At 47.3% G+C, this 23428-nt stretch carries 17 protein-coding genes; 9 read left to right on the top strand and 8 right to left on the bottom strand.

Annotated features, from left to right (window positions below; all coding sequences use genetic code 11):
• Nucleotides 1-73 precede the first annotated feature (73 nt).
• Nucleotides 74-1186, top strand: coding sequence for an Ig-like domain repeat protein (locus KA369_07690; protein ID MBP7735838.1), 1113 nt, complete (start codon nt 74-76; stop codon nt 1184-1186).
• 531 nt (nt 1187-1717) lie between these two features.
• Here KA369_07690 and KA369_07685 read toward each other — a convergent pair.
• Nucleotides 1718-3955, bottom strand: coding sequence for an ATP-binding protein (locus KA369_07685; protein MBP7735837.1), 2238 nt, complete (start codon nt 3953-3955; stop codon nt 1718-1720).
• Between the two features lie 425 nt (nt 3956-4380).
• Here KA369_07685 and KA369_07680 point away from each other — a divergent pair, with 425 nt between their 5' ends.
• Nucleotides 4381-5001 carry a hypothetical protein gene (locus tag KA369_07680; protein ID MBP7735836.1) on the top strand — a complete coding sequence of 207 codons (621 nt, stop codon included), beginning with the start codon at nt 4381-4383 and terminating at the stop codon, nt 4999-5001.
• Between the two features lie 32 nt (nt 5002-5033).
• Here KA369_07680 and KA369_07675 read toward each other — a convergent pair whose 3' ends face one another.
• Both KA369_07675 and hisI read right to left on the bottom strand, forming a co-directional pair.
• Nucleotides 5034-5924 (bottom strand): ATP phosphoribosyltransferase, encoded by an 891-nt coding sequence (locus KA369_07675; GenBank protein ID MBP7735835.1) that lies wholly within the window; start codon nt 5922-5924, stop codon nt 5034-5036.
• A complete protein-coding gene (gene hisI / locus KA369_07670) occupies nt 5921-6304 on the bottom strand; it encodes a phosphoribosyl-AMP cyclohydrolase (GenBank protein ID MBP7735834.1) in 384 nt (127 codons plus the stop codon). The genes KA369_07675 and hisI overlap by 4 nt, the downstream gene beginning before the upstream one ends.
• 561 nt (nt 6305-6865) lie before the next feature.
• Between hisI and glmS the strand changes: the two genes are divergently transcribed.
• The 4 genes from glmS to KA369_07650 all read left to right on the top strand — a co-directional run bounded on the left by glmS (nt 6866) and on the right by KA369_07650 (nt 11228).
• The gene (gene glmS, locus KA369_07665; protein MBP7735833.1) at nt 6866-8707 is read left to right on the top strand and encodes a glutamine--fructose-6-phosphate transaminase (isomerizing); all 1842 of its coding nucleotides are present in this window, start codon (nt 6866-6868) and stop codon (nt 8705-8707) included.
• Between the two features lie 10 nt (nt 8708-8717).
• A complete protein-coding gene (locus KA369_07660; protein ID MBP7735832.1) occupies nt 8718-10025 on the top strand; it encodes a radical SAM protein in 1308 nt (435 codons plus the stop codon).
• Nucleotides 10026-10298: 273 nt separating this feature from the next.
• On the top strand, nt 10299-10706 hold the full coding sequence (locus KA369_07655; protein ID MBP7735831.1) for a response regulator: 408 nt from the start codon (nt 10299-10301) through the stop codon (nt 10704-10706).
• Nucleotides 10707-10715: 9 nt separating this feature from the next.
• The gene (locus KA369_07650) at nt 10716-11228 is read left to right on the top strand and encodes a PCI domain-containing protein (protein ID MBP7735830.1); all 513 of its coding nucleotides are present in this window, start codon (nt 10716-10718) and stop codon (nt 11226-11228) included.
• Between the two features lie 10 nt (nt 11229-11238).
• Here the strand turns inward: KA369_07650 and aroQ are convergent, their stop codons facing one another.
• The 4 genes from aroQ to KA369_07630 form a co-directional block, all read right to left on the bottom strand.
• Nucleotides 11239-11694 carry a type II 3-dehydroquinate dehydratase gene (gene aroQ / locus KA369_07645; GenBank protein ID MBP7735829.1) on the bottom strand — a complete coding sequence of 152 codons (456 nt, stop codon included), beginning with the start codon at nt 11692-11694 and terminating at the stop codon, nt 11239-11241.
• 35 nt (nt 11695-11729) lie between these two features.
• A complete protein-coding gene (locus KA369_07640) occupies nt 11730-14612 on the bottom strand; it encodes a tetratricopeptide repeat protein (protein ID MBP7735828.1) in 2883 nt (960 codons plus the stop codon).
• A 14-nt stretch (nt 14613-14626) separates the two neighbouring features.
• Complete coding sequence (locus KA369_07635) at nt 14627-15862, bottom strand: CinA family nicotinamide mononucleotide deamidase-related protein (protein ID MBP7735827.1); 1236 nt, start codon at nt 15860-15862, stop codon at nt 14627-14629.
• Between the two features lie 77 nt (nt 15863-15939).
• Nucleotides 15940-17610: an arginine--tRNA ligase gene (locus tag KA369_07630; protein MBP7735826.1), complete on the bottom strand. Its 1671-nt coding sequence runs from the start codon at nt 17608-17610 to the stop codon at nt 15940-15942.
• A 323-nt stretch (nt 17611-17933) separates the two neighbouring features.
• Between KA369_07630 and KA369_07625 the strand changes: the two genes are divergently transcribed.
• Complete coding sequence (locus tag KA369_07625; protein ID MBP7735825.1) at nt 17934-19940, top strand: adenylate/guanylate cyclase domain-containing protein; 2007 nt, start codon at nt 17934-17936, stop codon at nt 19938-19940.
• Between the two features lie 23 nt (nt 19941-19963).
• On the opposite strand, the gene KA369_07620 is transcribed toward KA369_07625, so the two are convergent.
• On the bottom strand, nt 19964-22204 hold the full coding sequence (locus KA369_07620) for a hypothetical protein (GenBank protein ID MBP7735824.1): 2241 nt from the start codon (nt 22202-22204) through the stop codon (nt 19964-19966).
• Nucleotides 22205-22325: 121 nt separating this feature from the next.
• On the opposite strand from KA369_07620, the gene KA369_07615 reads away from it, so the two are divergent.
• Nucleotides 22326-22652 (top strand): inorganic pyrophosphatase Ppa, encoded by a 327-nt coding sequence (locus KA369_07615; protein ID MBP7735823.1) that lies wholly within the window; start codon nt 22326-22328, stop codon nt 22650-22652.
• A 17-nt stretch (nt 22653-22669) separates the two neighbouring features.
• Nucleotides 22670-23353, top strand: coding sequence for a DedA family protein (locus tag KA369_07610; protein ID MBP7735822.1), 684 nt, complete (start codon nt 22670-22672; stop codon nt 23351-23353).
• Nucleotides 23354-23428: the final 75 nt, after the last annotated feature.

Below are 23428 nucleotides of genomic sequence, written 5' to 3'. Positions count from 1 at the left end.
AATAACAAACTATTATAGACGTTAAATTAAGTAATTAATTATACATGTTTATACAGCAAAATGGAGGTTATGTATGTTTAAAAAAATGTTTATAATTTCGATATGCGCAGCTATCGGAATTTTCATTTCCGGCTTGGCCTATTCGCAGGATGATCCGTCAACCACCGATCCGGCAAAGACCGGGGATGTCGCTGACGAAAAGAAAAGCGAAGTGACCGACGAAGTGAAGAAGGAAGAAGTAAAAAAAGAAGAGGCTGTCAAAACCGATACAGGATCGAAAACAGAGCAGACAACCATCGCAGCCACGGCAAAATCATATACTGATGGAAAAACGATCTTCGTCAATTCAAAGGTTCAATTTAAACTGACCGCCATTGATGACCTCGCAATCGAAAAGATCGAATATAAAATCGATGACGCGGCTGCCCAAACATATCAAAATCCTTTTACTATCGACAAGGAAGGATATCACACAGTAAAGTATAACGGCACCGATAAAGCCGGTAACAAGGAAGCCGAAAAAACATACAATGTCGCCGTTGACAATACCGGTCCGGTCATCGTTGTTACCACCAGTTCACCTGTTAAAAAGATCGGGGACAAAATTTATTATCAGAAAAACGTTCTTTTCACGATAAATACGAGCGATGCACTCTCCGGCGTAAACAAGGTCGAATATTCCACCGACGGAACCAATTTCCAGGAATATGCGGCCCCCTTCGCCATCCCTCCCAAGGCCGATATCAACCTCAAAATAAAGGCCACTGACAATGTAAACAACGTCACCGAGCAATTCGCCTTCAGGGTTCTCGATGATGCCGGTAATGAAGTGGAAATGAAAGATGCCGTTGTAAAACTTGTTACCGATGAAACGGCCCCTGTCGTCGAGGTAAAGCCGGATAAGGAGCTCAAGAAGATCGACAATCAGAACGTCGCGTCAACCGATGTAAAATATACGATTGCCGCCAAGGATGATGAGTCGGGCGTTGCCGTCATTTATTACCGCATCGACGGTAAAGGTGAATTCATCCCCTATAAGAGTGAGATCCAATTCCAGAATAACGGCAAACACCAGATTGACGCCAAAGCGGTTGACAAGGCGGGAAACATGTCCACCATTACATCATTCACCGTCTATGTCGACATTCTGCCGCCAAACTCTCTCATCGAGACAGTGGAAAAGTAAGAACAATCCGGGGCCTACGCTGAAAAGCGTGGGCCCTTTCTTATTAATGCAATGGCAACATTATCAAATCATTCCTCACGATCAATCCCACTTCCGGTTATCGCAATACTTGCTGTGACATTGGTATTCTTCAATGCTACATGCTCGGAAAAAAGCAAAAACGTGATCGTTAAGGACTATGAACTTGCCGGCGACCGTTGGCAATCCATGAATGAGATACGAGAAGGGTTCCGGCGCAACGTCTTTCGCCGATGCCTTGCGCAATCGCGATTGTCCATGAACTGCGCCAATTGCGAATACATTTATATCGATGTAATTGTGGTTATCGATAAAGGAGGGAAATTGGCAGGGTACTCAAAAACTGCTGAAAAGGTATGCAGGGGAAAGGCCCCGGAAAAACTGGAGAAATGCTTTATCGATTATCTCAGGTCTATCACATTTCCCAAAAACTTGCGGAACATGTCCATCGAAATGAGGCTCGGCACCGGATTGAAATGCTGATTGCCTCTGTCAGGTAGATTGCACTTACCTCTATAATGAACCCCTATTAAGCCATTTTACCAGCATCACGCTGTTCCCTGTTTCATTATATCGTATCTCATCAAAAATATTCTTGGCCAATGATATGCCTCGACCATGCGACAGGAATTCCTCATTAACATCGATATTTTCATCCAGATACATAAGATGTTCGAAGCCTTTGCCCTGGTCGGTTATGGTGTAGGATATCTTGTCAGAATCGGCCGAATACAAGACTTCCACGGTCCTTCCGCTGAAACGAGGATCCTTCTGTCGCTGATTCAGGTATGTAAAATAATTGTCGTTTTCAAGCTCCCTTGTCTTTTCCTCGAAGGTTATGGCAAGGTTCCCATGCTCGATGGCGTTGATCAGCATCTCGCGAATGGCGAGCCTGATAAAGTTTACCTCTTTTTTCCCTATGAATTTGTCGAGATTTCGAGTGATTCTCACGCTCAGGTCATCGGCCACGATGAGCATGTTCCCTATGCGATAGCGGTGCTGTTCAGACAGAAGGTACTGATTGAGAGCGTCATCGGCGACTCGCATGCCCCTGCCGAAGATTTCGTATCGGCCCTCGATATTGATGTATTCAAACCGAACCTGGAGAGCTTGAGGCTCAATGCCAAAGGGGATTTTAAAGTCGAGCTTAATATGGAGCGGCTTTTTATCTATCAGAAAAGATCCCAGCTTTTCATGGATGAACTGCAGCGAAACAGACACTCCATCAGGCTGGTAGAGGACATCGATAAGGTTTTTTCCAGCCAGATCATCCTTGGGGATCCGCAGCAGATCGCATAGGGCTTTGTTGGCTGTTATAAAATTGAATTTTTCATCAAGGGAGAATATGATATCGGTGGAGCCTTCAACCAGGAGACGGTACTTCTCCTTGGAAATGCCATACTTGACACGTGTTTCCTTGAGGTCCCTGGTTTTTTTTACCAGATCATCGCTCAAGCCGTCTATTTCCCGGTGCAAATAGACATAGCGGTTCGAGAGGACCATGGTAATCCCTATTATAAATACCATAAATCCATAGTTGCTCAAGACAATACCTGTCGTGAAGAACATGGCGTCTAAAACATCAAAGGCAGCGCATGCGGCCGCTACCAGCGCGCCCACCATGAGATTGCCCGGCACCGTGTTCATGATACTGTTTATTAATGACCGTAATACATTCGGCCTATTGCCAGGCATGGAGCTACCATAGTCATGACGCACCGTTATTATGAAGGAGCTCGTGATTTGGAATAATATATAGAGGACCGTAATTATTGACGTGTATTGCCAGATCCGGAGTATATCAACCCTTACGGAATAGGGAGACACGAAGGATAGTGCGATAAGAGCAATACAGAATATTCCGTATCCATAAACAAATGCCCGGATCCTGCCGTGAAGAATCAGCTCCATGAAGCACATGATGAGCGGCAGGAGCGTATACAGGGATATAAATTCTATTAACAAGGTCCAATGGGTGTTGGGAACCAGCATGTAGACAGTGCTCGTCCTGCAGAAAAGGTAGATGAAAAACATTATTGAAAAAAAGGCGAATACCAGGTTATAGAGCTCCGATCTTCTGAATAAGTAGAGCAATAATAGATAGAGGCCCACTACCAGGTAAACAAACAATAGAATAAGCTGCGTGAGCCTCATTTTTTTTCTTGCCAGCTTTTCATAATTGTCTATCAGAATGGGCAAATTCGCATAAAAGCCGGTATCATCAATCGTGGGATCACCTACAATTCTGAATGCCAGTATATTCTTGCCGGGTTTTATCAGGAGGGGATTGATATAGATAAGGACGCGCCGCTGGTTCCTGAATTCCTTGATTTCGCCGTCAGCCATGACATGCATTTCACTTTTCAGCAGTTTCCCATTTAGATAGACTTCCCAGTTTTCGCCTATCTGGTCTATATATAATCCCAGGAACTCCCTTTCCATCTGCGCATCTTCTGCCATATTGAAGCTTGTGATGAACGTGAAGTTTTCAGGTTTGTAGTGGCGGTATGAAAAGAAATGACGCTTGGGCATGCCGGGTAACGCCATTTCCGATACTCTCATTGTCTTTACTGCTCTTGTCGGTCCTGCGACAAGCCAGGATGCATCATCGGCCGGGATGGAATCGATCCATTCAGCGGAGAAGCCTTTTTTGATATATACATCATTTTTATTGATGTTTATTTGTTCCGCTGAAACGCTCTTAACGGCCCAGAGCAGTATCAATGCTGGATAAATCCATTTGTTTTTCATCTGTTATATCATATAGGTATTTATTAATTAACTCACAGTTTCCTGAAAAACTCCCTCCTTGGAGTTTTTCAGGGTCGGTTTTACGAAGTGAATTCGTAAAACCTCACATTTTTCTCGGCTAATGCCTCGAAAAAAGGCGATACATCCATGTATCGTTTAGCAGTTTGCTGTTTATCAGCAAACTGTTAACTTATAATACATAGTTTTTTTTTATAAATTATCAAGTTGTCAATATAAAATCCTATCAGCCCGTTTTTTTATTGACTATTACGCTTTTTCAAATTATTTTGCATTACAGAATAATTATTATAAAAGTGATATTATTACAATTAATCATAGAGAATGTTTAGCATTAATTGCTGATATAAAATCTTGCCATAATTTACAACTGGAACAAATTTCAATAATACTCCTCGATGAAACCATTGTCTGAAAAAAAAGCCAATAGCGCGCGAGTTGTCGCCTATACCATTTCCGATGATATCGAAAAGCAAATTCGCCGGATTATTCTTGACATACTCACCGCTCATGAGCGCACCGAGCTGATGGCTCCAATTTTTGCCAGCGTTAAAGAATTGATCATAAACGCGATCAAGGCCAATTATAAGAACATCTATTTCGAGGATTATGATCCCAAAAATAAATCCCACGAGATAATCGATTATAATAAGGCACTGGAGCTTTTTAAGCTTGAAATCAGCAGGGAGAACATAAATATTTTCGAAGAATTCGCGCGCAGAGACGACCTGAAAGCCGTCATCGATCTTTGGACCGCGGATAAAACGCTTCATGTCAAGGTCATGAATCCCGTCAGGATGACCGAGACAGAAACGATAAATGTAAATAAAAAATTAACTGATGCCGAAAATTGCCGGGATCTGGCTGATTACTGCATAAAGAACATTGAAGATCCCCACCGTGAAGGCGCAGGTCTGGGTCTCGTGTTGATCAAGATGATGCTGAAAAGCCTCAATGCGCCCAATGACAGCCTTGTCATTTCCACTGACAAAAATAACACCACTGCATATTTGAAGATACCGCTGTAAGATCTGCGGTACCGCGCGGATTATCGAATCCTTCAGATATCGTTCTTGTTTACAACTTTGTTCAGGGGATATTCGATTATTCCATCGGCGCCGGCTTCGATGAGGAGCGGAATGACCTCCCTGGCAATTGATTCTTCGATGACCGTTTCAACGGAAAGCCATTCTGAATTATACAGCTGTGAAATGGTCGGCGATGTAAGGCTCGGTATGATTGCGACCACGCGATCCAGACCGCCCTGGGGAACATTCATTTTCAAACCGATCATCTTTTCAGCGCTGAGGGCGCCCCGTAAAAGCATCGCTATCTGCATGATCTTGTTCTTTTTCCATTCGTCCGAAAGGCTCTTTTTATTTGCGACCAGCTTTGTGTTGGTTTCCAGCAGGGTCGCAATTATCTTGAGGCCGTGCGCTTTAATCGTTGAGCCCGTTTCCGTCACCTCGACAATGGCATCGACAAGGCCCTCAACGACTTTTGCTTCTGTGGCGCCCCACGAGAACTCGACCTGAACGGGGATATTGCGCTCTTTAAAGAAGTTTTTGGTAAATTGCACGAGCTCGGTTGATATGGTTTTACCGGAACAATCCTCGATTGAATGAATATCGGAATCTTCTGGCACCGCCAGGACCCACCGCGCTTTCCTCGTGCTGACCTTGGAATACACCAGGTCGGATATTACCTGTACATCAGCCTCGTTTTCGAGGATCCAGTCAAGGCCGGTCAAACCGATATCGAGGACGCCGTTTTCGATGTACCGGGCCATTTCCTGGGCGCGGACAAGGGAGCAGCTTATTTCATCATCATCAATAACCGGAAAATAATTTCGAGATGAAACCGAGATTTTCCATCCGGCTTTTTGAAAAAGTTCAATGGTGGCATTTTCCAGGCTTCCCTTCGGAATGCCCAGTTTTATCTGTTTCGTCATTTTTTTTCTCCATACACAGCCGCAGGATCGAACACGCGCTCTCCATCCGTCACCAGAGTTCCGTTTTTAACGACACGGTAAAAGCAGCTCTGGTATCCGTCGTGGCATGCCGCCTTCCCTACCTGGTTTACCTTGATCAGAACAGTATCATTGTCGCAATCAATGCGAATTTCCTTCACTTCCTGGACATTTCCAGATGATTCGCCCTTTTTCCATATCTTGTTCCTTGATCTGCTCCAGTAATGGACTATGCCTGTTTTAATGGTAAGATCCCATGTTTCCCTGTTCATATACGCCAGCATAAGTACCGTCCCAGTGGCATAGTCCTGCACAATAACAGGAACGAGTCCCCCGGTCTTTTTAAAGTCTATATCGATCATGACTTTTCCCCGTATGACATCCAATTTTGACAATAATTTGACCGATGTATTTTTTTTACAATAAAAAAACCATTTGAGGACGGAGATGTGAGTGTAATCAATAATTATCGGGGATCCACTGCCCTTCAAAATTATAGGCTGACCATGAAATTTATCACAAGGATGTATTGCCGTCGTTCTTTTTGTCAAAGCGGCTCCGGCAGGCTGCGGCATCATCAAGATGCTTGCATCAGGTTGAGATCATCGAGCTTGTCCTGTCCACAGATTCCCAATTGGCGGTATACATCTTTTCGGCGATCTTCACGAATAATTCTGGTGCCGTCAATGAGCCTTCCCAATTTATGTTTTCAGCCGTAATTAAAGTTAATTTTCATCGCTTATATCTATTTATGGGTTCCCGATAAGGAAAAGGAGATCACCGTGGGTGATTTTTATATAATATCGCAATATTACTACATTTTTACATGATGTTAACAATTTCACCTGTTTATATCTTGACTTTAATCTGTTCAAATAAAAGCTTATGCAGATTTTTAATGACAACCCGGGGGATTTTGCTTCATGTGTGGCATAGTTGGGTATATTGGAAATAAAAGCGCCGCCGACATTGTTATAAATGGCCTGAAACGACTGGAATATCGCGGTTATGATTCTGCGGGGATTGCTCTTGTCGATGATGATCTGTTCGTACATAAAAAAAACGGCAAGATTTCAAACCTTGAACAATCGCTTGGAAACGGCGACCATGGCGATATCAGCCGCTATCATACCGGAATTGGACATACCAGGTGGGCCACCCACGGCGTTCCATCGGACCTCAACGCCCATCCACACATGGACTGCCACAATGAAATCGCCGTAGTTCATAACGGCATTATCGAAAACTTCTCGGCGATAAAGAAAATGCTCACTGAAAAAGGCCATATCATAAAGAGCGACACCGACACCGAGGTTATAGCTCATTTGATCGAGTATCATTATGAACAGAACGGCGATCTCCTCGATGCCGTGATGAAGGCCATCGCGAATCTTGAAGGCACCTACGGCCTCTGCATTGTTTCAAAGCGTGAGCCGGGCCGCATCATAGCGGCACGGAACGGGAGCCCCCTCATCCTGGGATCGGGAGACGGCGAGATGATCGTCGCCTCCGATGCCAGCGCCATCATCGAGCATACCAACAGGGTCATCTATCTCGAAGACAGGGAAATTCTCGACCTTACAAAGGACAGCTTCAAGACCTATGATCTTAACCTGAAAAATATTGACAAGAAAATCGTTGATATAGACTGGGACATCAAAGCCATTGAAAAGATGGGGTTCGATCATTTCATGCTGAAAGAAATCTTCGAACAGCCGGAAACGATTCACAACGCATACAGAGGGCGGGCCGTCAGCGATACCTGCACCATACGGCTCGACGGACTAAGGCTCACAGAAGCCGAGCTCAACGGCATACAGCGCGTGATATTCATCGCCTGCGGAACGTCCTGGCACGCCGGGCTCATAGGCGAATATCTCATCGAGGAATATGCCCGCATTCCCGTCGAGGTCGAATACGCCTCCGAATTCAGGTACCGGAAGCCCATCCTGAAGCAGGGTGACCTGGTCATCGTCATCAGCCAATCCGGCGAGACCGCCGACACTCTCGCCGCCCTCCGCGAAGCGAAATCGAAGGGCATCAAGGTCCTTGGCATAACCAATGTCGTGGGGAGCACCATTGCCCGCGAGAGCGATGGCGGCATTTACATTCATGCCGGTCCCGAGATCGGCGTCGCCTCCACAAAGGCATTCACGTCCCAGGTCACCGTGCTCGCCATGCTTGCGCTGATGCTCGCGCATCGCAAGGATATGACGACGGATGAGTTGTGTATCTGCATCGATGAGCTGCAGGAGATACCCGATCTTGTAACAAAAGTCCTTGAGGCGAGCGATTACATTCGATCCATCGCCGAGACATTCAAGGATAACAAGAATTTCCTTTACCTCGGCAGGGGCGTTAATTTTCCGGTCGCCCTCGAGGGGGCGCTCAAGCTCAAGGAAATATCCTACATCCACGCCGAGGGGTATCCCGCGGCGGAAATGAAGCACGGCCCCATTGCCCTTATCGACGAAAACATGCCGGTCGTGTTCATCGCGCCGCGGGACATCATCTACGACAAGATCGTAAGCAACATGGAAGAGGTAAAAGCACGCGGAGGAAAGATCATCGCCATCGCCACGGAGGGCGATGAAAGCATCCGGCGATACAGTGACCATATCATTTACATACCCGAGGTCAGGAAAATATTCTCCCCCCTTCTGACTGTCATCCCGCTCCAGCTGCTCGCCTATCATGTCGCCGTCCTGCGCGGCTGTGATGTCGACCAGCCGCGTAATCTGGCGAAGAGCGTCACGGTGGAGTAACGCCGGGGTCATGTTTTCCGGGACTGACATTCTATCGATCAGGCCATTCGAGATATGCTCCATACGACCGCCCACTGAAAATTACAGCCTTACCTTCAGGCTTACCAGGAACTGCCACTGGAAGAAATGCGCCTTCTGCCCCGTGTACAAGGTCGGAGCAAAATACTCCCGGCGCGGAATCGACGAGATCCTCGAGGACATCAGACGGGCGAAACTGATGGATGATTATCTTTACGAGCAGGGTGTCGGTTTCCCTGTTTATTCATCAGCCGCATACAGCCGCATCCCCGACTTCGCCGATGCCGTCAAAGCCGCCCAATGGGAAGCGGGAATCTTCTCCGAACAGGCGTTTGAAATTGGCTCTCTTCCGCGGCCTGAGTCTCTGGATCCGCGCATGGCCTGGTTCCTTTCATGGTTCAACAGCACACCGGACATCGAGCAATGCATGAACCATATTGTCACCTGGCGCATCAGCGGAGGAAGGACCTGCTTCCTGGGTGATGCCGATTCACTTACCCATAAACCCGATTTTATAAAGAAGGTTATCGGTGAGATAAGACTGAATTTCCCCGGTATTTCACGTTTTACCGTATACGGAAGGACCTCAACGGCAGCCCGGATTCGTTCATTGAAAGAGCTGAAATCCATGGCCGGCGCGGGCCTTCACCGGGTCCATTTCGGGCTTGAGAGCGGATGCGACACCGTGCTGACCATGGTCAACAAGGGAGTATCGGCCGAAGAGCAGGTAGCCGGTTGTTTGAAAACGAAGGAAGCCGGCCTTTCCTGTTCGGTATACGTGATGCCCGGTCTGGGAGGAGCGGCCCATTCCGACGCGAATGGCCATGACACTGCCCGTGTCCTTTCCAGAATTGGGCCGGATTTCATACGCCTCAGGTCCCTGGAGATTTTTCCCATGACCGCTCTTGAGGAAGCTCGAAAAAACGGCGCATTTATAGAAGCGACGGAAGAGCTAGTGGTCAGGGAAATTAGGATTCTTATCGAAGAAACGGATGCCGATACGGAAATCCTCAGCGACAGTGCTTCAAACCTTCTGCCCATCTTCGGAAAACTTCCACGGGACCGCAAGGGCATGCTTGAAACAATAGATGAATACCTTGACCTTGATCCCCGGGAAAAGCTGGAATTCAGCGTCCGGGCGAGGATTGAATCTTTTATAGGCCAATACGGAGAACTCACTGAAGATATCATATCTCTGCTTGCCCCCTGCATTAAGGAGAATAAGCTAGATTTTAAGAATAGTGACGATACTTCCCTCAAGAATATAATCAGTCTTATACGCTCGAAATTAATGCCTTAGAATTACCCCGGTCATAAAAAAAGAGTTGATACATATATCACTTTTGCTATAATTATAAACACCGTAATCTATATTTCTGTTTATATATTCAATTCGGTTTTATTGGACATAAAACGAAAATTTTACATATTCGTTGCAGGTATATTTTTAAAAAAAATCCATGAATTATCATTAACATTGACTCGGTGATTATTACAGTCATAAAAAAATTTATTATATCGCTTGCAATAACCGTACATTATCATTATATTATGTCATAGAATGGACGAGGGGATATTGAAAGAACGCATTATGCTTGTTGAAGACGAGCTGATCACAGCCCTGGACATACAACGTATGCTCGAACGAGTTGGGTACCAGGTTTCGGCGACGCTCTCTTCCGGCGAAGAAGCAGTTGAGAAAGTCAAGTCGATCATGCCTGACCTGATAATTATGGATATTTTTCTATCAGATGACATGGATGGTATTGAAGCGACCGACTTGATAACCAAACAGGTTGACATTCCGGTCATATTTCTCACCGCCAATGCCGATTCAAACACAATAAAACGCGCTGATACGATACGCCACTATGGGTACCTGATCAAGCCGATCAAGCAAGGCGACCTCGATTCTATCATTTCGACCGCCCTGCAGCGCCATGAAATAGAATCAAAAAAAAGAAACTCGACCCGCCACTAGCCAGCCGCCATGATTTTTAAAAAAGCCATAGCGACAGCTGTCCAGCTTTTTGGATTATTCATATTATTCTGCGGCGCGACGACATGCATCCTGGGCATTGCGATGCACATCGACAGCTCATCGGCCCAATCAAAATCCGGCATCCCCATAGCCTTTTTTTCACTCTCGTTTATAATCCCGGGTCTTTTCCTCTACATGCGCTCAAAAAAAATGAAAAAGAACATTGAGCTCATGCAAACAATCGCGGGCATGGTCATATCATACCGGCGCATTAAGATCAGTGATGTGGCAGCCCGGCTGACGATGCCGGAGCAGCTCGCCGCAAAACTCCTCGCCGCGGCTGTTGAGAAAGGGCTTGTGCGGGGAAAAATCGATCGTACGACCGGCGAATTTTTCACTGAAGAAGCCGAGCACGAGGTGGCTAATATCCGTTTTTGCCCGTCCTGCGGAGCGCCCCTTGATAAAGTGTATCTCATGGGAGAAACCATCCAGTGCCGCTCCTGCGGCTCCATAGCCCGGTAATCCCCGCCAATCACCTCTTATCCCTTTCATTAAGGTAGGCGTCAAGGGCCGACAGCCCCAGAAGGTATGAATGTATGCCGAACCCCGATATTTGCCCGACACACACGGGGGCGATATAAGATTTCCGCCTGAACTCCTCCCGCGCGTGAATATTGGAAAGATGCACTTCCACTGTCGGAATGCCCACGGCGGATATGGCATCCCGTATGGCTATGGACGTATGGGTGAATGCCGCTGGATTTATTATCATTCCGACGGCTGTTCGATTTCTGTGTATGCAATCGATTATCTCGCCTTCACTGTTGGATTGAATGAATTCGAGGTCCACATTCATTTTTTTTGAAGCTTCCACGGCAAGTTTCTTCATGTCTTCAAGAGTGCGGGTCCCGTATACATCGGGTTCTCGCGTTCCAAGCAGGTTAAGGTTCGGGCCGCTGATGACAAGAATCTTTCTTTTTGAATCCATGGCTTCCTCCAGTATCTATGGTGACGGGACCGGCTTCACTTTCCATCAAAACCGAACTCGTCCAGCAGGTTTATGGCCTGTATGTATGTCATGCTGCGGTGCTGGATCGATAGGACCTTTTTCAGGCATTCCAATGTTTTATCGTTATCGTTCATTTCGCGATACATTATAGCGCACTGTATCAGTGCTTTTCTTTTTACCGAATCCGCAGCGTCCTCCATATCGATCAGTTTGGCGAATATGTTCATGGCGGCTGCGATATTCCTGGTCACCATGAGATTGTACAGCCCGATGAAATATAACGCTTCGGCACCCTGATTGCTTTTTACGCGGGAAAGCGGAAGGAAATGGTTGTAGGCATTCTGATAATTGCCTGCAAAGAAATTGAGCTTTCCCGCCATGTAATTCAACTCTGATTCGTTGCCGGGATACCTCGCCATATGCCGCGCATATCGATCAAAGTGCTGCAGATCCTTTTTCTTATAATAATGCCTCGCCATGCACGTGAAAACCTGCTCGCCGTACTCGCTTCCGATAAGGTCTTGAAGATTCGATTCAGTCAACGTGGCGGCCATGTCGGCCATTCCCATTTCACAGTGGCAGCGAATCAACATCGCATTTTTTCTCTTTTGTATATTTTTATCGGCGGAATCCTCAACCGTGGCAAGACGATTTATGGCCTCAGGATATTTTCTTTGCATAATAAGCATTTCACCAAGGGCGAGCTTCGCCTGGTCGACAAAGGAGGTTCCGGGACATTCATTGATTATTTTAAAGAAAAAAAGCTCCGCCTCATCCATGTTCTCATTGCGCATCATGTAATCGGCGATAATGTACAGCGATTCTGAGTAGTAGGTCTTGTCCTTTTCCAGAAATTCATTGGCCTCGATGGCCGACCGGTAATCCCCGGCCTTCAATGCGCACCGTATATACATGACGATGTCATCCTTCGGGTAATCCTTCATGTTCTTAACTTCCAAGGTCATGTATACGTCTTCAAATGTTTTCAAGGCATAATAGGACCTGGCCTGAATGAGAGGGATCTCTTTCCATTGCTGCTCAGACAATGAAGGGAAATTGCCTTTTTTTACAAGAGCGATTACATCGTCATATCGTTTCAGCCTGTAGAGAGTGTGAAGCAATTTATAGAAGGCGTTTCCCCGATTTTTCGTATAGGGTGATTTCAGATAGTTATTGAAGCCTTCCAGCGCGGCAATAAAACGGGATTTTTCATAATTTTCATTGCCGAGGGCCATATACATTTCCGCCGCCGATTCAGTGCCGGGGAACCTGTTAAGGATAAGATTGACGAACCTCCTGGCGTCTTTTCCATTCTTCAGGAGAGCCGTTGCGTAATCATAGAGTACCGATTCCACATCTTTGCGGCCAAGGTATTCTCGCACAAGGGCTTCGGCAACCCGCCCGGCCCGTTCAAGGTCATTGTCTCCGAGGTATATTCTCATAAGCGCCACATGGGCTTCATAGGACTGCTCGCCATTTTTCCTGCTGATATACTCAAGAAGCATCGCAACGGCCTTCGATTTTTGCCCCTGCCTGTACCGGACAAGGGCCATGTAATAATTCGATTCAACGGCGAATTTAGAGAAAGGATTCTCCTTCCTGCTGGTTTCGAAAATGATTGTGGCTTTGTCAATTTCACCCATTTCAAGATAGGCCCGCGCCTTCAGAAAATTTATTTCATCACGGTTTTCATCGAAGGGATTTTCCTTCAAATAAATATTAAAATATTCAATTGCCCTGGTATAATTGTGTGCCCGCATTGCGGTTTTCCCGATCAGCTCCAGCAATTCTTTCCTCTTAGCCTGTTTCGCCTTTTTAAGGGACTCCTCAAGGTACGGTATTGCCTTATCGGGGCTCAGCTCGGCGTAATAACGTCCCAGCATGAGGGCCGCACGCGATTTCAATCCATCTTTGGTTGAACCGGCGCGCACCTCCTCCATCAGCTTTAACCCTTCTTCATGGTCCGGCCCCTGAATCAGTATCCCCGCCAGCTCAAACCGTGCGCTTTCATACCAACGGGAATCCTTGGCGGCGGCGGCCAGAAACGCGTCAAGAAGCGTCTTTGCCTGGGCCTTTTGTCCGAGCTTCATGTGCGAGCGCGCCTTGAAATACTGCGCTTCGATGAACTGTTCCTCTTTTAAAAATCCGGCCGGAATCGAAGCGAACATCTGGAGCGCCTTCTGGTGATCCCCTTTTTTCTGGTAAATCCTTCCGAGGACGATGTCGGCCATGGCATTTATGCGTGTATCCGTCAACACCGCGGAAAGAGGCGACAATTTCTTTATTGCCTCGTCATATTTCCCGCTTCTGTACAGGGCCTCTCCGATCCAGTATTGCCTGGCATGATTTCTCTGTTGATCCGAGCTCTTTGCCCTCGCGGCTTCCCATTCGATTATCGCTTCATCGTATCTTTTCTGTGATTGATACATCATGCCTATACGGTCATGGGCGTTCTGGGCCAGCTCCCCATCGCCTGCAACGGCAATGTATCGACGGAATTCCTCTATGGCATTGGGTTTATCGGAGAGATTATAATAGCATTCTCCCATCCAGTATCTGGATTCAGCTGAAAGGGCGTCGGTCTTGCACCGGTTCAAAAAATTCTTGAACTCAAAAAGCGCCAGATCGTATTTTCCCTTGCTGAAGATGGACCGCGCCAGGTAAAACCATGCCCGGTCAAGATATTCATCACCGGGGGAATCTACAATTTTCCTGAATAGGAGCTCCGCCGAACCGTAATTCCCTGTTTTGAAAGCCTCCATGCCCTGGTCAAAGAGCAACCTGGAATCCATTGCGGCAAGGGAGTATGAGTCAACAAGCAGGATAAAAGCGGCAAAAAGCGGCGTCAATCTCCGTACCAGGGTAAAACGCTTAACGCGATACAGTGCTGTATTCATGGTATATATGCGTGTCATGACGCGCCCAAATGTTTCAAATAAGATCTGAGATTTTCAACGGCGATCAGTGACGCCATGGAGCGCACCCTCTCCCTGTCGCCGCTTATTACGCGGGTAAAGGTTTTCACACCCTTTTCATCGGCCAGGCCGAACCATACGGTGCCGACCGGTTTTGATTCTGACCCTCCCCCAGGCCCGGCTATCCCTGTCGTCGATATACCGATGGACGATCTCAGGGCTATGCGGACGCCGGCGGCCATCTCCGCGGCGGTTTCCGAAGATACCGCCCCGTGAGTCGATAGCGTTTCTTCTAATACACCCAGCTGGCGCACCTTCACGTCATTGGCGTATGAAACGATCCCGCCGGTGAAAACATCCGATGAACCGGAAATATCGGTGATTCGCTTCGCTATGAGTCCGCCCGTGCACGATTCTGCAATTGCCATGGTCAGGTCTTTCTTTCTGAGTATATCGATCACTTCTTCCTCGGGCCTGTCCCACATCCGGTCGAGTAACTGGTTCGGAAACACCTGTCGGATCATGGATGGTATGGCGAATATATCAAAACCGCCGTCTTTATCTACGAATGTCAGCGTTGTGATGCCCTCTTCCGCAGTCATGCCCCACTCCATGCCATCGAGGGGGATTCCCGAGGTCTTGATCGATTCGTTGATATCTGATTCTTTCACCCCTATGATCTTAAGTGATATGGTTTTCTTCACGCCAATGCCGTAGCGGGATTTCAAATACGGAACGACAAGTTTAACCATCATATGTTCAGCTTCCCGGGGAACACCGGGCATCGATATGACGAGCTTATCATCATTGCACATTATAAAACCCGGAGCAAGGCCTTTCTCGTTGTCGAGCACCAATGCGCCCGCGGGCACTTCCGCCATTTTGAGGTCCTTTACGGTCATGGCCATGCCGATCTTTTCGAAGAAAGCCTCCATTCGCCGACGGGCATTATCGTCAATGTTTACTTCGAAATCGAAAATCCGCCGCAGCGCCTCAATGGTGTTGTCATCGTCGGTGGGACCGAGGCCGCCGGTCATTATCAGGATATCCGAATCCAAGAGGAGATATCGTATGGAGCGTTCCAGATCATCGATGGAATCGCCGGTTTCCATGATCCTTTTCACCGCGATATCCATGGGGAAAAGACGGGAGCCGATAAAGCCCCCGTTGGTATCGATGGTCTTCCCGTACAGGAGCTCGTTGCCGGTTGACAGGATTGACGCCCTCATCATCTCATCGGGTCTCCATGGATCTGATTCAATCGCACCGCGCCATGCAGGCCCGGCGCCGATAGTATAGCGAATCTCCCTTACATCTGCTCGGGAGCGGAAACGCCCAGAAGCCCGAGGCCGTTTGCCATGACAACACGGACCGCGTCGCACAGAAGCAGGTACGAAACGGACATGTACGCGTCATCGGTCAGGATACGGTGCTCGGTGTAAAAACGGTGAAAGGACTGAGCCAGCCTCATGAGATACGTGGTGATGCGGTGAGGCTCGAAATTGTCGGCGGCGTCAGCCGCTTCTTCGGGAAACTTGGCCAGAAGCTTCATCAATACCTGTGACTCTTCATTATCGAAATACTCCGGCCGAGCATTTGCCGGCTCATAGGCGAGGCCCCTCTTCTCGGCTTCCCTGAAGAGGGAGCATATGCGGGCATGGGCGTACTGCAGGTAGAACACCGGGTTCTCGGAGCTGTGCTTTTTCGCCAGAGTCAGATCGAAATCGAGGTGACTTTCAAGGGAGCGCATGACGAAAAAGTACCGCGCTACGTCAACGCCGATCTCATCGATGAGGTCCTGCATGGTCGAGAACTGCCCGAGGCGCTTGGACATCTTGACGGTTTCCCCCTCCATGAGGAGGTTGACCTGCTGGGCTATGAGGATCCTGAAATCATTCTCATTGAAACCCAGCGCCTTCATTGCTCCCACCAGGCGTGTAATGTGGCCATGGTGGTCCGGGCCCCATATGTCTATGATGAGGTCATAGCCCCTGCGTATCTTGTCTTGATGATAGGTTATGTCCGCGAGGAAATAGGTTGGTCGCCCGTCGTCCCTGACGAGTACACGGTCCTTGTCATCGTTAAAATCAGTCGATTTGAAGAAAACCTTCCCTTCGGAGGAGTAGACGCAATCAGAAGACTTCAACGTATCAAGGGTCTTCATGACTTCATCCTTTTCATGGAGCGTACGCTCGCTGAACCAGGTCTGGAACCGGACGTTGAATTTTTCCAGGTCACGTTTCTGGCCGGATACGTTGTGCTCCATGGTCTTTACCGCCAGGAATTCAGCCAGCTCCGATTCATCGGTCATTGCGTTGATCTCATCGCCGTGGTTATTACGGATTTCGGAGGCGATTTCCCTGATATACTCCCCATGGTAGCCGTCCTCGGGGAATTCAACATTTTCACCGCGGAGCTCCTTCAGACGGGCCAGGACCGATTTTCCGAGCAGATACACCTGGTTCCCGTAATCGTTGATATAGAACTCCCTGTTCACGGTATCGCCGGAAAACTCAAGAAGATTTGCGATTGTGTCGCCCACGGCCGCCGCGCGGGCGGACACAATATTGAGCGGTCCCGTCGGGTTTGCCGAAACGAACTCAATGTTAACCTTGCGCGGTTTATCCTTAACCGCCTTCCCGTAGGCCTTACCCTGTCTGATTATTTCCTTTGCGTTTTCAAAGAGAAAACCGCTGGCAATGAACAGATTGATAAATCCGGGTTTTACCACCTCTATCTTGCTGATCCTGGGGTCAGAGCCAAGATACCCCGCGATCTTCTGGCCGATTTCCATGGGTGATTTACGGAGCATCCGCGCGGATTCGAGGGCAAAGGGTATGGCATAGTCGCCGAATTTCTGGTCCCGGGGATATTCGACTTTCCTCTCCACCGACGGGAGCTCATCGTTAAATAATCCGTCTTTGACTGCGGAAGCAATGGCTTGAGACAGTATCGCGGCAATTTCGCTTTTCAGGTTCAATGAAATCCTCTTTAAGAATATTTATCACGGTTATTTAAAAACCGTAAATTGTCACTTTTTGTCAAGAATAATTAGCGGGATTAAAAGATCGTTAGCATATGGTATTTATCCGTATACGCACTACTATTATAATTAGATCTTAACATCAAAATCCAATTGAAAAGTAATTCATAATATATATCTCACAAGTTGTACTTGATCATTTTTTATAATAAAACAATAAAAAAACTTGAAATTATTGTCTTTCCGCATTGAGAATACTTACATTACGAATCCCGGATCCGCCCTTGCTGGATCCCGATAAACCCTGAGCCGAGGTCCCTATGCCTTCATTTAAACTCCAAAAAAGCCATCTTATTGGAATGCTGATATCCCTTATCCTGTTCGCGGTCATATCAGTGCTTTTTACGCTCACGACCATTCTTGACCGGATGGAGCTCGGTGCCGGCGATTTCCTTTTCTTCCTGCGCGACCCCGCGGAAAAGTCAAAGGTCATCCAGAAAGGCGCAGAGCTCAGGCTCCCTAACAAGCGCGCCCGCAAGGACATCATAATAATCGGCATCGATGAAAGGACCATCCGCCACTTCTCCGACCAGGGGATCCAGTGGCCGTTCCCGTGGGAGATACACGCTACGTTCATGAAGTACATCGGCACCGGGAAGCCCATTGCCATCCTCGTTGACATAATGTTCCTCGATCACAAAAAGGGAGAAGACAAGCTCGCCGACGCGATTCGCAGCGCACAGACGGCATTCCTCGATTTCCCCTTTGAAACAAAATATATAGACAAGGATTACGGAGACCAGGCGGAGCGCCTCAAGATCCTGAACCGGATCAGGTTCCCTGTCGACCCGGCTGACAAATCTCCCATGCTCGTTGAAGAAGCGGTGCCTCCCACGCCCCTTATTGCGAATGCGGCAAAGGGCATCGGCTTCGCCAACATCTTCCCCGGATCGGACAACGTCATCAGGACCATGCCGCTCCTGCTCAAATGGCAGAATTATTATTACCCGAGCATAGATCTACTGATCGTCATGCAGTATTATGGCATCGGCAAGGAAGATATCGAGATCAAGTGGGGCAGCTATATAAAATTGAAGAACCTTCCCCGAGAAAAAATGGCCAAGCCCAATGACAAGCGTGAAATAAAGATTCCCATAGACAAGCGCGGCTTTATGGACGTCAACTTCATCGGCGGTTTCGGCAGCTTCGAGCACTACCCCTACAGCTATTTCTGCCGCGAAGGGGACATGCTAAAGGAGAACAACACCTCCCTGAAGAATAAGATCGTCCTTGTGGCCGCCTACGCGGTCACCGGGATTGCCACTGATGAAAAGCAGTCCCCCTACGGCGCCACCTTCGGGATCGAGCACCATGCCAATGTGCTCAATACGATCATAAGCCAGAATTTTCTCATCAAGTTCAACGACATGGAAAACCTGCTCGTCATGCTGGTGATAGCGCTGCTCATCGGCTTCATAGTGCCGCGCGTCTCCATCATCTACTCATTCGTGGTTACCTTTGTCCTGGCTATCGCCTACATGGTGGGGTCGTACGTTATCTTCGACATGTTCAGCTACATGGCGGCATTTTCAACGCCCATATTGCAGATAGGTCTCTCCTTTACGGCCATCGTCGTATTCCGCGTTCTTACTGAGCAGAAGGAAAAGCGATTCATCAAGCAGACCTTCTCGAAATTCGTATCGCCCAAGGTCGTCGACGAGCTCATCAACTCGCCAGAAATGGCCAAGCTCGGCGGGGAGCGCAAGACCATCACCGTTCTCTTCTCGGACATTCGCGGGTTTACCACCATGTCTGAAAGGATGACGCCGGAGCAGCTAGTCGACCACTTGAACCAGTATCTCCAGGCGATGACCGATATCGTCATTAAATACGACGGGACCCTCGACAAGTACGTGGGCGACGAGATCATGGCGTTCTGGGGCGCACCCGTGCCCCAGGCCGATCACTCGCTCCGGGCCTGCAGGGCCGCCCTTGAGATGATGGTCAAGCTCAACGAGATGAACCAGGCCTGGCAGCATCAGGGCAAGGAAAAGATCAACATCGGCATCGGCCTGAATACAGGCCCCATGGTCGTCGGATTCGTCGGCTCAACGTCCCGCATGGACTACACGCTCATGGGCGACATGGTCAACCTGGGGGCACGCCTTGAGGGTACGAACAAGATATACAGCACCAGCATCATAATAAGCGAATTCACCTATGACGAGGTCAAGGACCACGTCATCGCCCGCGAGCTTGATCTCATACGGGTAAAAGGCAAGGAAAAGCCCGTCACGATATACGAGCTTATCGACATGAAGAACTGACGGGGAAAGGGGCCCTGGCCAGATCAGAAACAGACCCTGTGTGATTTACTCTTGCCGGAGACATCGAGGCAGGGAGCCAGGAGGGGCCCGCTTAACTTAATCGGCACGCTGGTCGACGAGGTTTCATTGCGAATCGTCAGGTTCGGGGTGCTGCTGATGCCGCCTTCATACAGATAATCTCCGAGGGCGTTGAACTGCATTGTATCGCCGCGTATGCCTAAATTGCTGAACCAGAAATTCTCGCCCTGCTCCGATACCGACAAAGTGATGTCTTCAAAGGATATGTCCGATATGGCTCCGGGATCATATCCGTTTTTCCGCAAAAATGCAATGAGGTTGTGCTGCAAAGGCGTATTCTTCATCTCCCCTTTGCCTATATAAATATTGAAATGACCCTTGGCATTGTCGAGGATATCGCCCATCCGAGCCGCTGAAACCTCAAAGGAAAATTCAGTCCGGGCCTTCGCGCTCAGGGAGCCCTTGATGCCGCTGTCAGAGTAAAATCCCGAAAGATCGAAATCTTCAACCTTTCCTTCCAGCTTTACATAGGGCTGGTCGCTATTGAAATATCCCTGGAAAGAAAGCCTGTATTTTGCGTCATATCCATCAATTGAGAAATCATTGAGAAGTATGCTTCCCTTCGTTAACTGAGCATTCATGACAACGTCGCTGAAACGGGCTTTTGCACCGTAAAACATCGTATCGAAGCTGCTTTTAAGGCTTATGGTATTGTAATTCAGGAACTTTCCGAGGGGACGCTGCATGAACGGCTCCTTGTCAAGGGGATTCCTCTTATCTTCGTAGGCTGCGGCGAAGACCTTGTCGGCGAAATAAACGACGCAATGGTGCAGATTGTCCAGGTTCATCTTTTGGGACCTGACGCTGACGGCGGTTTCAGATCTGAAGGGGATCCAGGAAGCGATTTTCGATCTGCACGCCACTGACAGGTCCGATTTAAGGGGCTTTCCCTTGATGTCGAGTGAAATGGAGCTTTCGTCAAAGGACAGGCTCGCCGAGGATTCTTCAACAATGGGGACGAGTGAGCCCTTTACATTTTTCGACAGAGTGAAATCTTCAAGAACAGCTGCGCCTTTAATCCCCGATGCCTTGCTGTTTTTGAAATCAAGATTGGCGGAACCGTCAAACTTCAATGTTCCGCCATATTCAATGTTTTTTAGAGGAGAAAGGTTCTGGGACAGGTCGCCAAGATCTATCTTGTTTGACTTGATATTCAAACTAATAACATCTTCCTTGTCATTTCGCGCAAATCTTCCGGAGCCTTCAATGGCAAGGACATCGTCATCGAGCTTCAATTGCCTTATGGCATAGCTGTTCAGGTCCGGATCAATCGACATGTCAAAGGCGATATTCATATTCTCGTTCGAGAGAAGATTGAATTTTTCCGGTATGGAAAAAACCGTGAGGGCATTGGTTTCAACTTTTCCACTTACCGAGAGCATGTTCTTTTTCTTGGATACAGAGAAATCGGTCGACAGTCCGCCTTTCAGTGCGATATCGGCAACCTTGTAATCAAGGATGTGATCATTCAGATAGGTGAGGTCAAAATTATTTACGGAGATGTCATGGTGGTAATAATTATAATCAACCACCCTGATGGTTCCCCTGCAGTCAAAATCACCGTTCCGTATCATGTTCGAATGATATTTCTTTATCTTGCCTGATACATCATAGGTGAAATAGTTCTTATCTATCGTCATCCCGGCGTTGATTTTATAGAGCTCCATTATCACCTGTTTCGCCCTGAGCGATTCACGGTAAAACAGCTTCGCCCGGTGAAAATCGATATAGAAGTCTCCGTATGATTCCTGCGTTTTCTTGATGAATTTACCCGGATCAAATACCATGAGAAATGAATCGACATGGCTTCTGCCGAATTTTTTGATGAATATTATCTCGGAATTATAGAAATCTATACCCTCGACACTTATGGAGCCGGCGCACAACGCGAAAAAACGAAGATTGATGACTGCTTTTTCGCTTTTTATGAGGCTGATGTTATCGTTGAAATCGCTGGTTATGGATACATTGAGGTCATCGAGGACGATAGTTCCGTCATAATCAATATACAGGTCCTCGAATTTAACCGCCTTGTTGAGATTGTTGCGAAAATATTCGTTAACCGCGCCTTTTAAGAGCCTCTCCGGATACATGACTCCGAAAAAAAGCCTCATGGTTGCCAGGGAATTAACGATGACAAGCAGCGCAATCACGGCTACGGCGATATATTTTTTTTGAATTTTCATAAAATTTTTGTTTACTGTGCGACAAACATGCGGCAGAGTCAAGTTAAATTGAGATTTTTAGGAATTTTGATGTTTCTCTGACGAGTTATAATTGATAAGAACCGCAGTCCAGGAGCGCACTATGACTGACCGTTACATCAAAAGACTTATTGAGAAATCCCATAGGCAATTTGATATCGAGAAATACCGGGAAGACGATATTTCAAAAATGCATCGTATTTTCGAGGGCACGCCCAAGAAGCACCCCCATGACAATTCACTCATGATTTTGCTCACCGATCCCTTTTCTAAAAACAAGGAATTTTATGAATTCACTGTTGACTCCATTGGCCACATGGAGGAAATTGGCACTGTGACAAATGAAGACGGCGAAAGTGCCATGAAGGTCCGTATCTGGATCAAGAAAGGGACGCCCGCTATTAAAGCAAAACCGTTTATAGTCCGTTAGCGTCAAGGTACAACATAATGTTCGATGTCAAAGAAATCCTTATGGGGATGTCTCCTTATGTGCAGTTCATTTCCTTTGGACTCCTGATGCTTTCAGGGCTGAACCTCCCCGTTTCGGAGGATATCGTATTCATCATATCCGCTTCGATCGCGGCGACCATCGAGCCCCAGAATACACTCTATATTTTTGCCGGCTGTTATATGGGAGCATATCTGAGCGACATTTTGGCCTACTGCATCGGCAGATTTGGGATAAAAAAAATTCTGTATAGCAGGCTCATGATCCGTCTCAAACTGGTCAATCCTCAAAATGTGGAATCACGGATGAAAATCCTCAGTGGTTATTTCGAATCCTATGGCGGAAAGACGCTCTTCTTCGGCCGGTTCATCCCCCTTGGCTTCAGGAACATCCTTTTCATGACCTGTGGTTTTATAAAAATGAATCCGGTCAAATTCATGATTATCGACCTGTGCGCCGTAACATCAACTTCTTTGATCCTTTTCACTCTCGGCTATACATTCGGTAACAACTATGAGAAGATTTTTCCATACATAAACAGATATAAAATAGTCCTTGTAGCGGTAATCGTCACGTTGATCATAATATTCATCGCGAGGAAAAAAATAAAGAAACAAAAAGCATCGTCCTCATATGATGCTAATCATAATGAAATAAAATCAAAAAATGCGATAATTAAGTAAATTACTTGACTTAATATGATAATAATTGTTGATTTTATATAAAAAATAATATAAACTATTATTTTTTTATTATAC

The organism is Spirochaetota bacterium, from assembly GCA_017999915.1.
Taxonomy (GTDB): Bacteria; Spirochaetota; UBA4802; order UBA4802; family UBA5550; genus RBG-16-49-21.
The sequence above is the reverse complement of the archived record's forward strand: the minus strand, read 5'-3'. Positions and strand labels throughout refer to the sequence as shown.

Bases quoted from the DNA above. Each gene is read 5' to 3' on its own strand.
- glmS (MBP7735833.1), top strand. From the start codon at position 6,866: ATGTGTGGCATAGTTGGGTATATTGGAAATAAAAGCGCCGCCGACATT.
- hisI (MBP7735834.1), bottom strand. From the start codon at position 6,304: ATGATCGATATAGACTTTAAAAAGACCGGGGGACTCGTTCCTGTTATT.
- KA369_07675 (MBP7735835.1), bottom strand. From the start codon at position 5,924: ATGACGAAACAGATAAAACTGGGCATTCCGAAGGGAAGCCTGGAAAAT.
- KA369_07660 (MBP7735832.1), top strand. From the start codon at position 8,718: ATGTTTTCCGGGACTGACATTCTATCGATCAGGCCATTCGAGATATGC.
- KA369_07625 (MBP7735825.1), top strand. From the start codon at position 17,934: ATGCCTTCATTTAAACTCCAAAAAAGCCATCTTATTGGAATGCTGATA.
- KA369_07685 (MBP7735837.1), bottom strand. From the start codon at position 3,955: ATGAAAAACAAATGGATTTATCCAGCATTGATACTGCTCTGGGCCGTT.
- KA369_07635 (MBP7735827.1), bottom strand. From the start codon at position 15,862: ATGATGAGGGCGTCAATCCTGTCAACCGGCAACGAGCTCCTGTACGGG.
- KA369_07690 (MBP7735838.1), top strand. From the start codon at position 74: ATGTTTAAAAAAATGTTTATAATTTCGATATGCGCAGCTATCGGAATT.
- KA369_07650 (MBP7735830.1), top strand. From the start codon at position 10,716: ATGATTTTTAAAAAAGCCATAGCGACAGCTGTCCAGCTTTTTGGATTA.
- KA369_07640 (MBP7735828.1), bottom strand. From the start codon at position 14,612: ATGAATACAGCACTGTATCGCGTTAAGCGTTTTACCCTGGTACGGAGA.
- KA369_07610 (MBP7735822.1), top strand. From the start codon at position 22,670: ATGTTCGATGTCAAAGAAATCCTTATGGGGATGTCTCCTTATGTGCAG.
- KA369_07620 (MBP7735824.1), bottom strand. From the start codon at position 22,204: ATGAAAATTCAAAAAAAATATATCGCCGTAGCCGTGATTGCGCTGCTT.
- aroQ (MBP7735829.1), bottom strand. From the start codon at position 11,694: ATGGATTCAAAAAGAAAGATTCTTGTCATCAGCGGCCCGAACCTTAAC.
- KA369_07615 (MBP7735823.1), top strand. From the start codon at position 22,326: ATGACTGACCGTTACATCAAAAGACTTATTGAGAAATCCCATAGGCAA.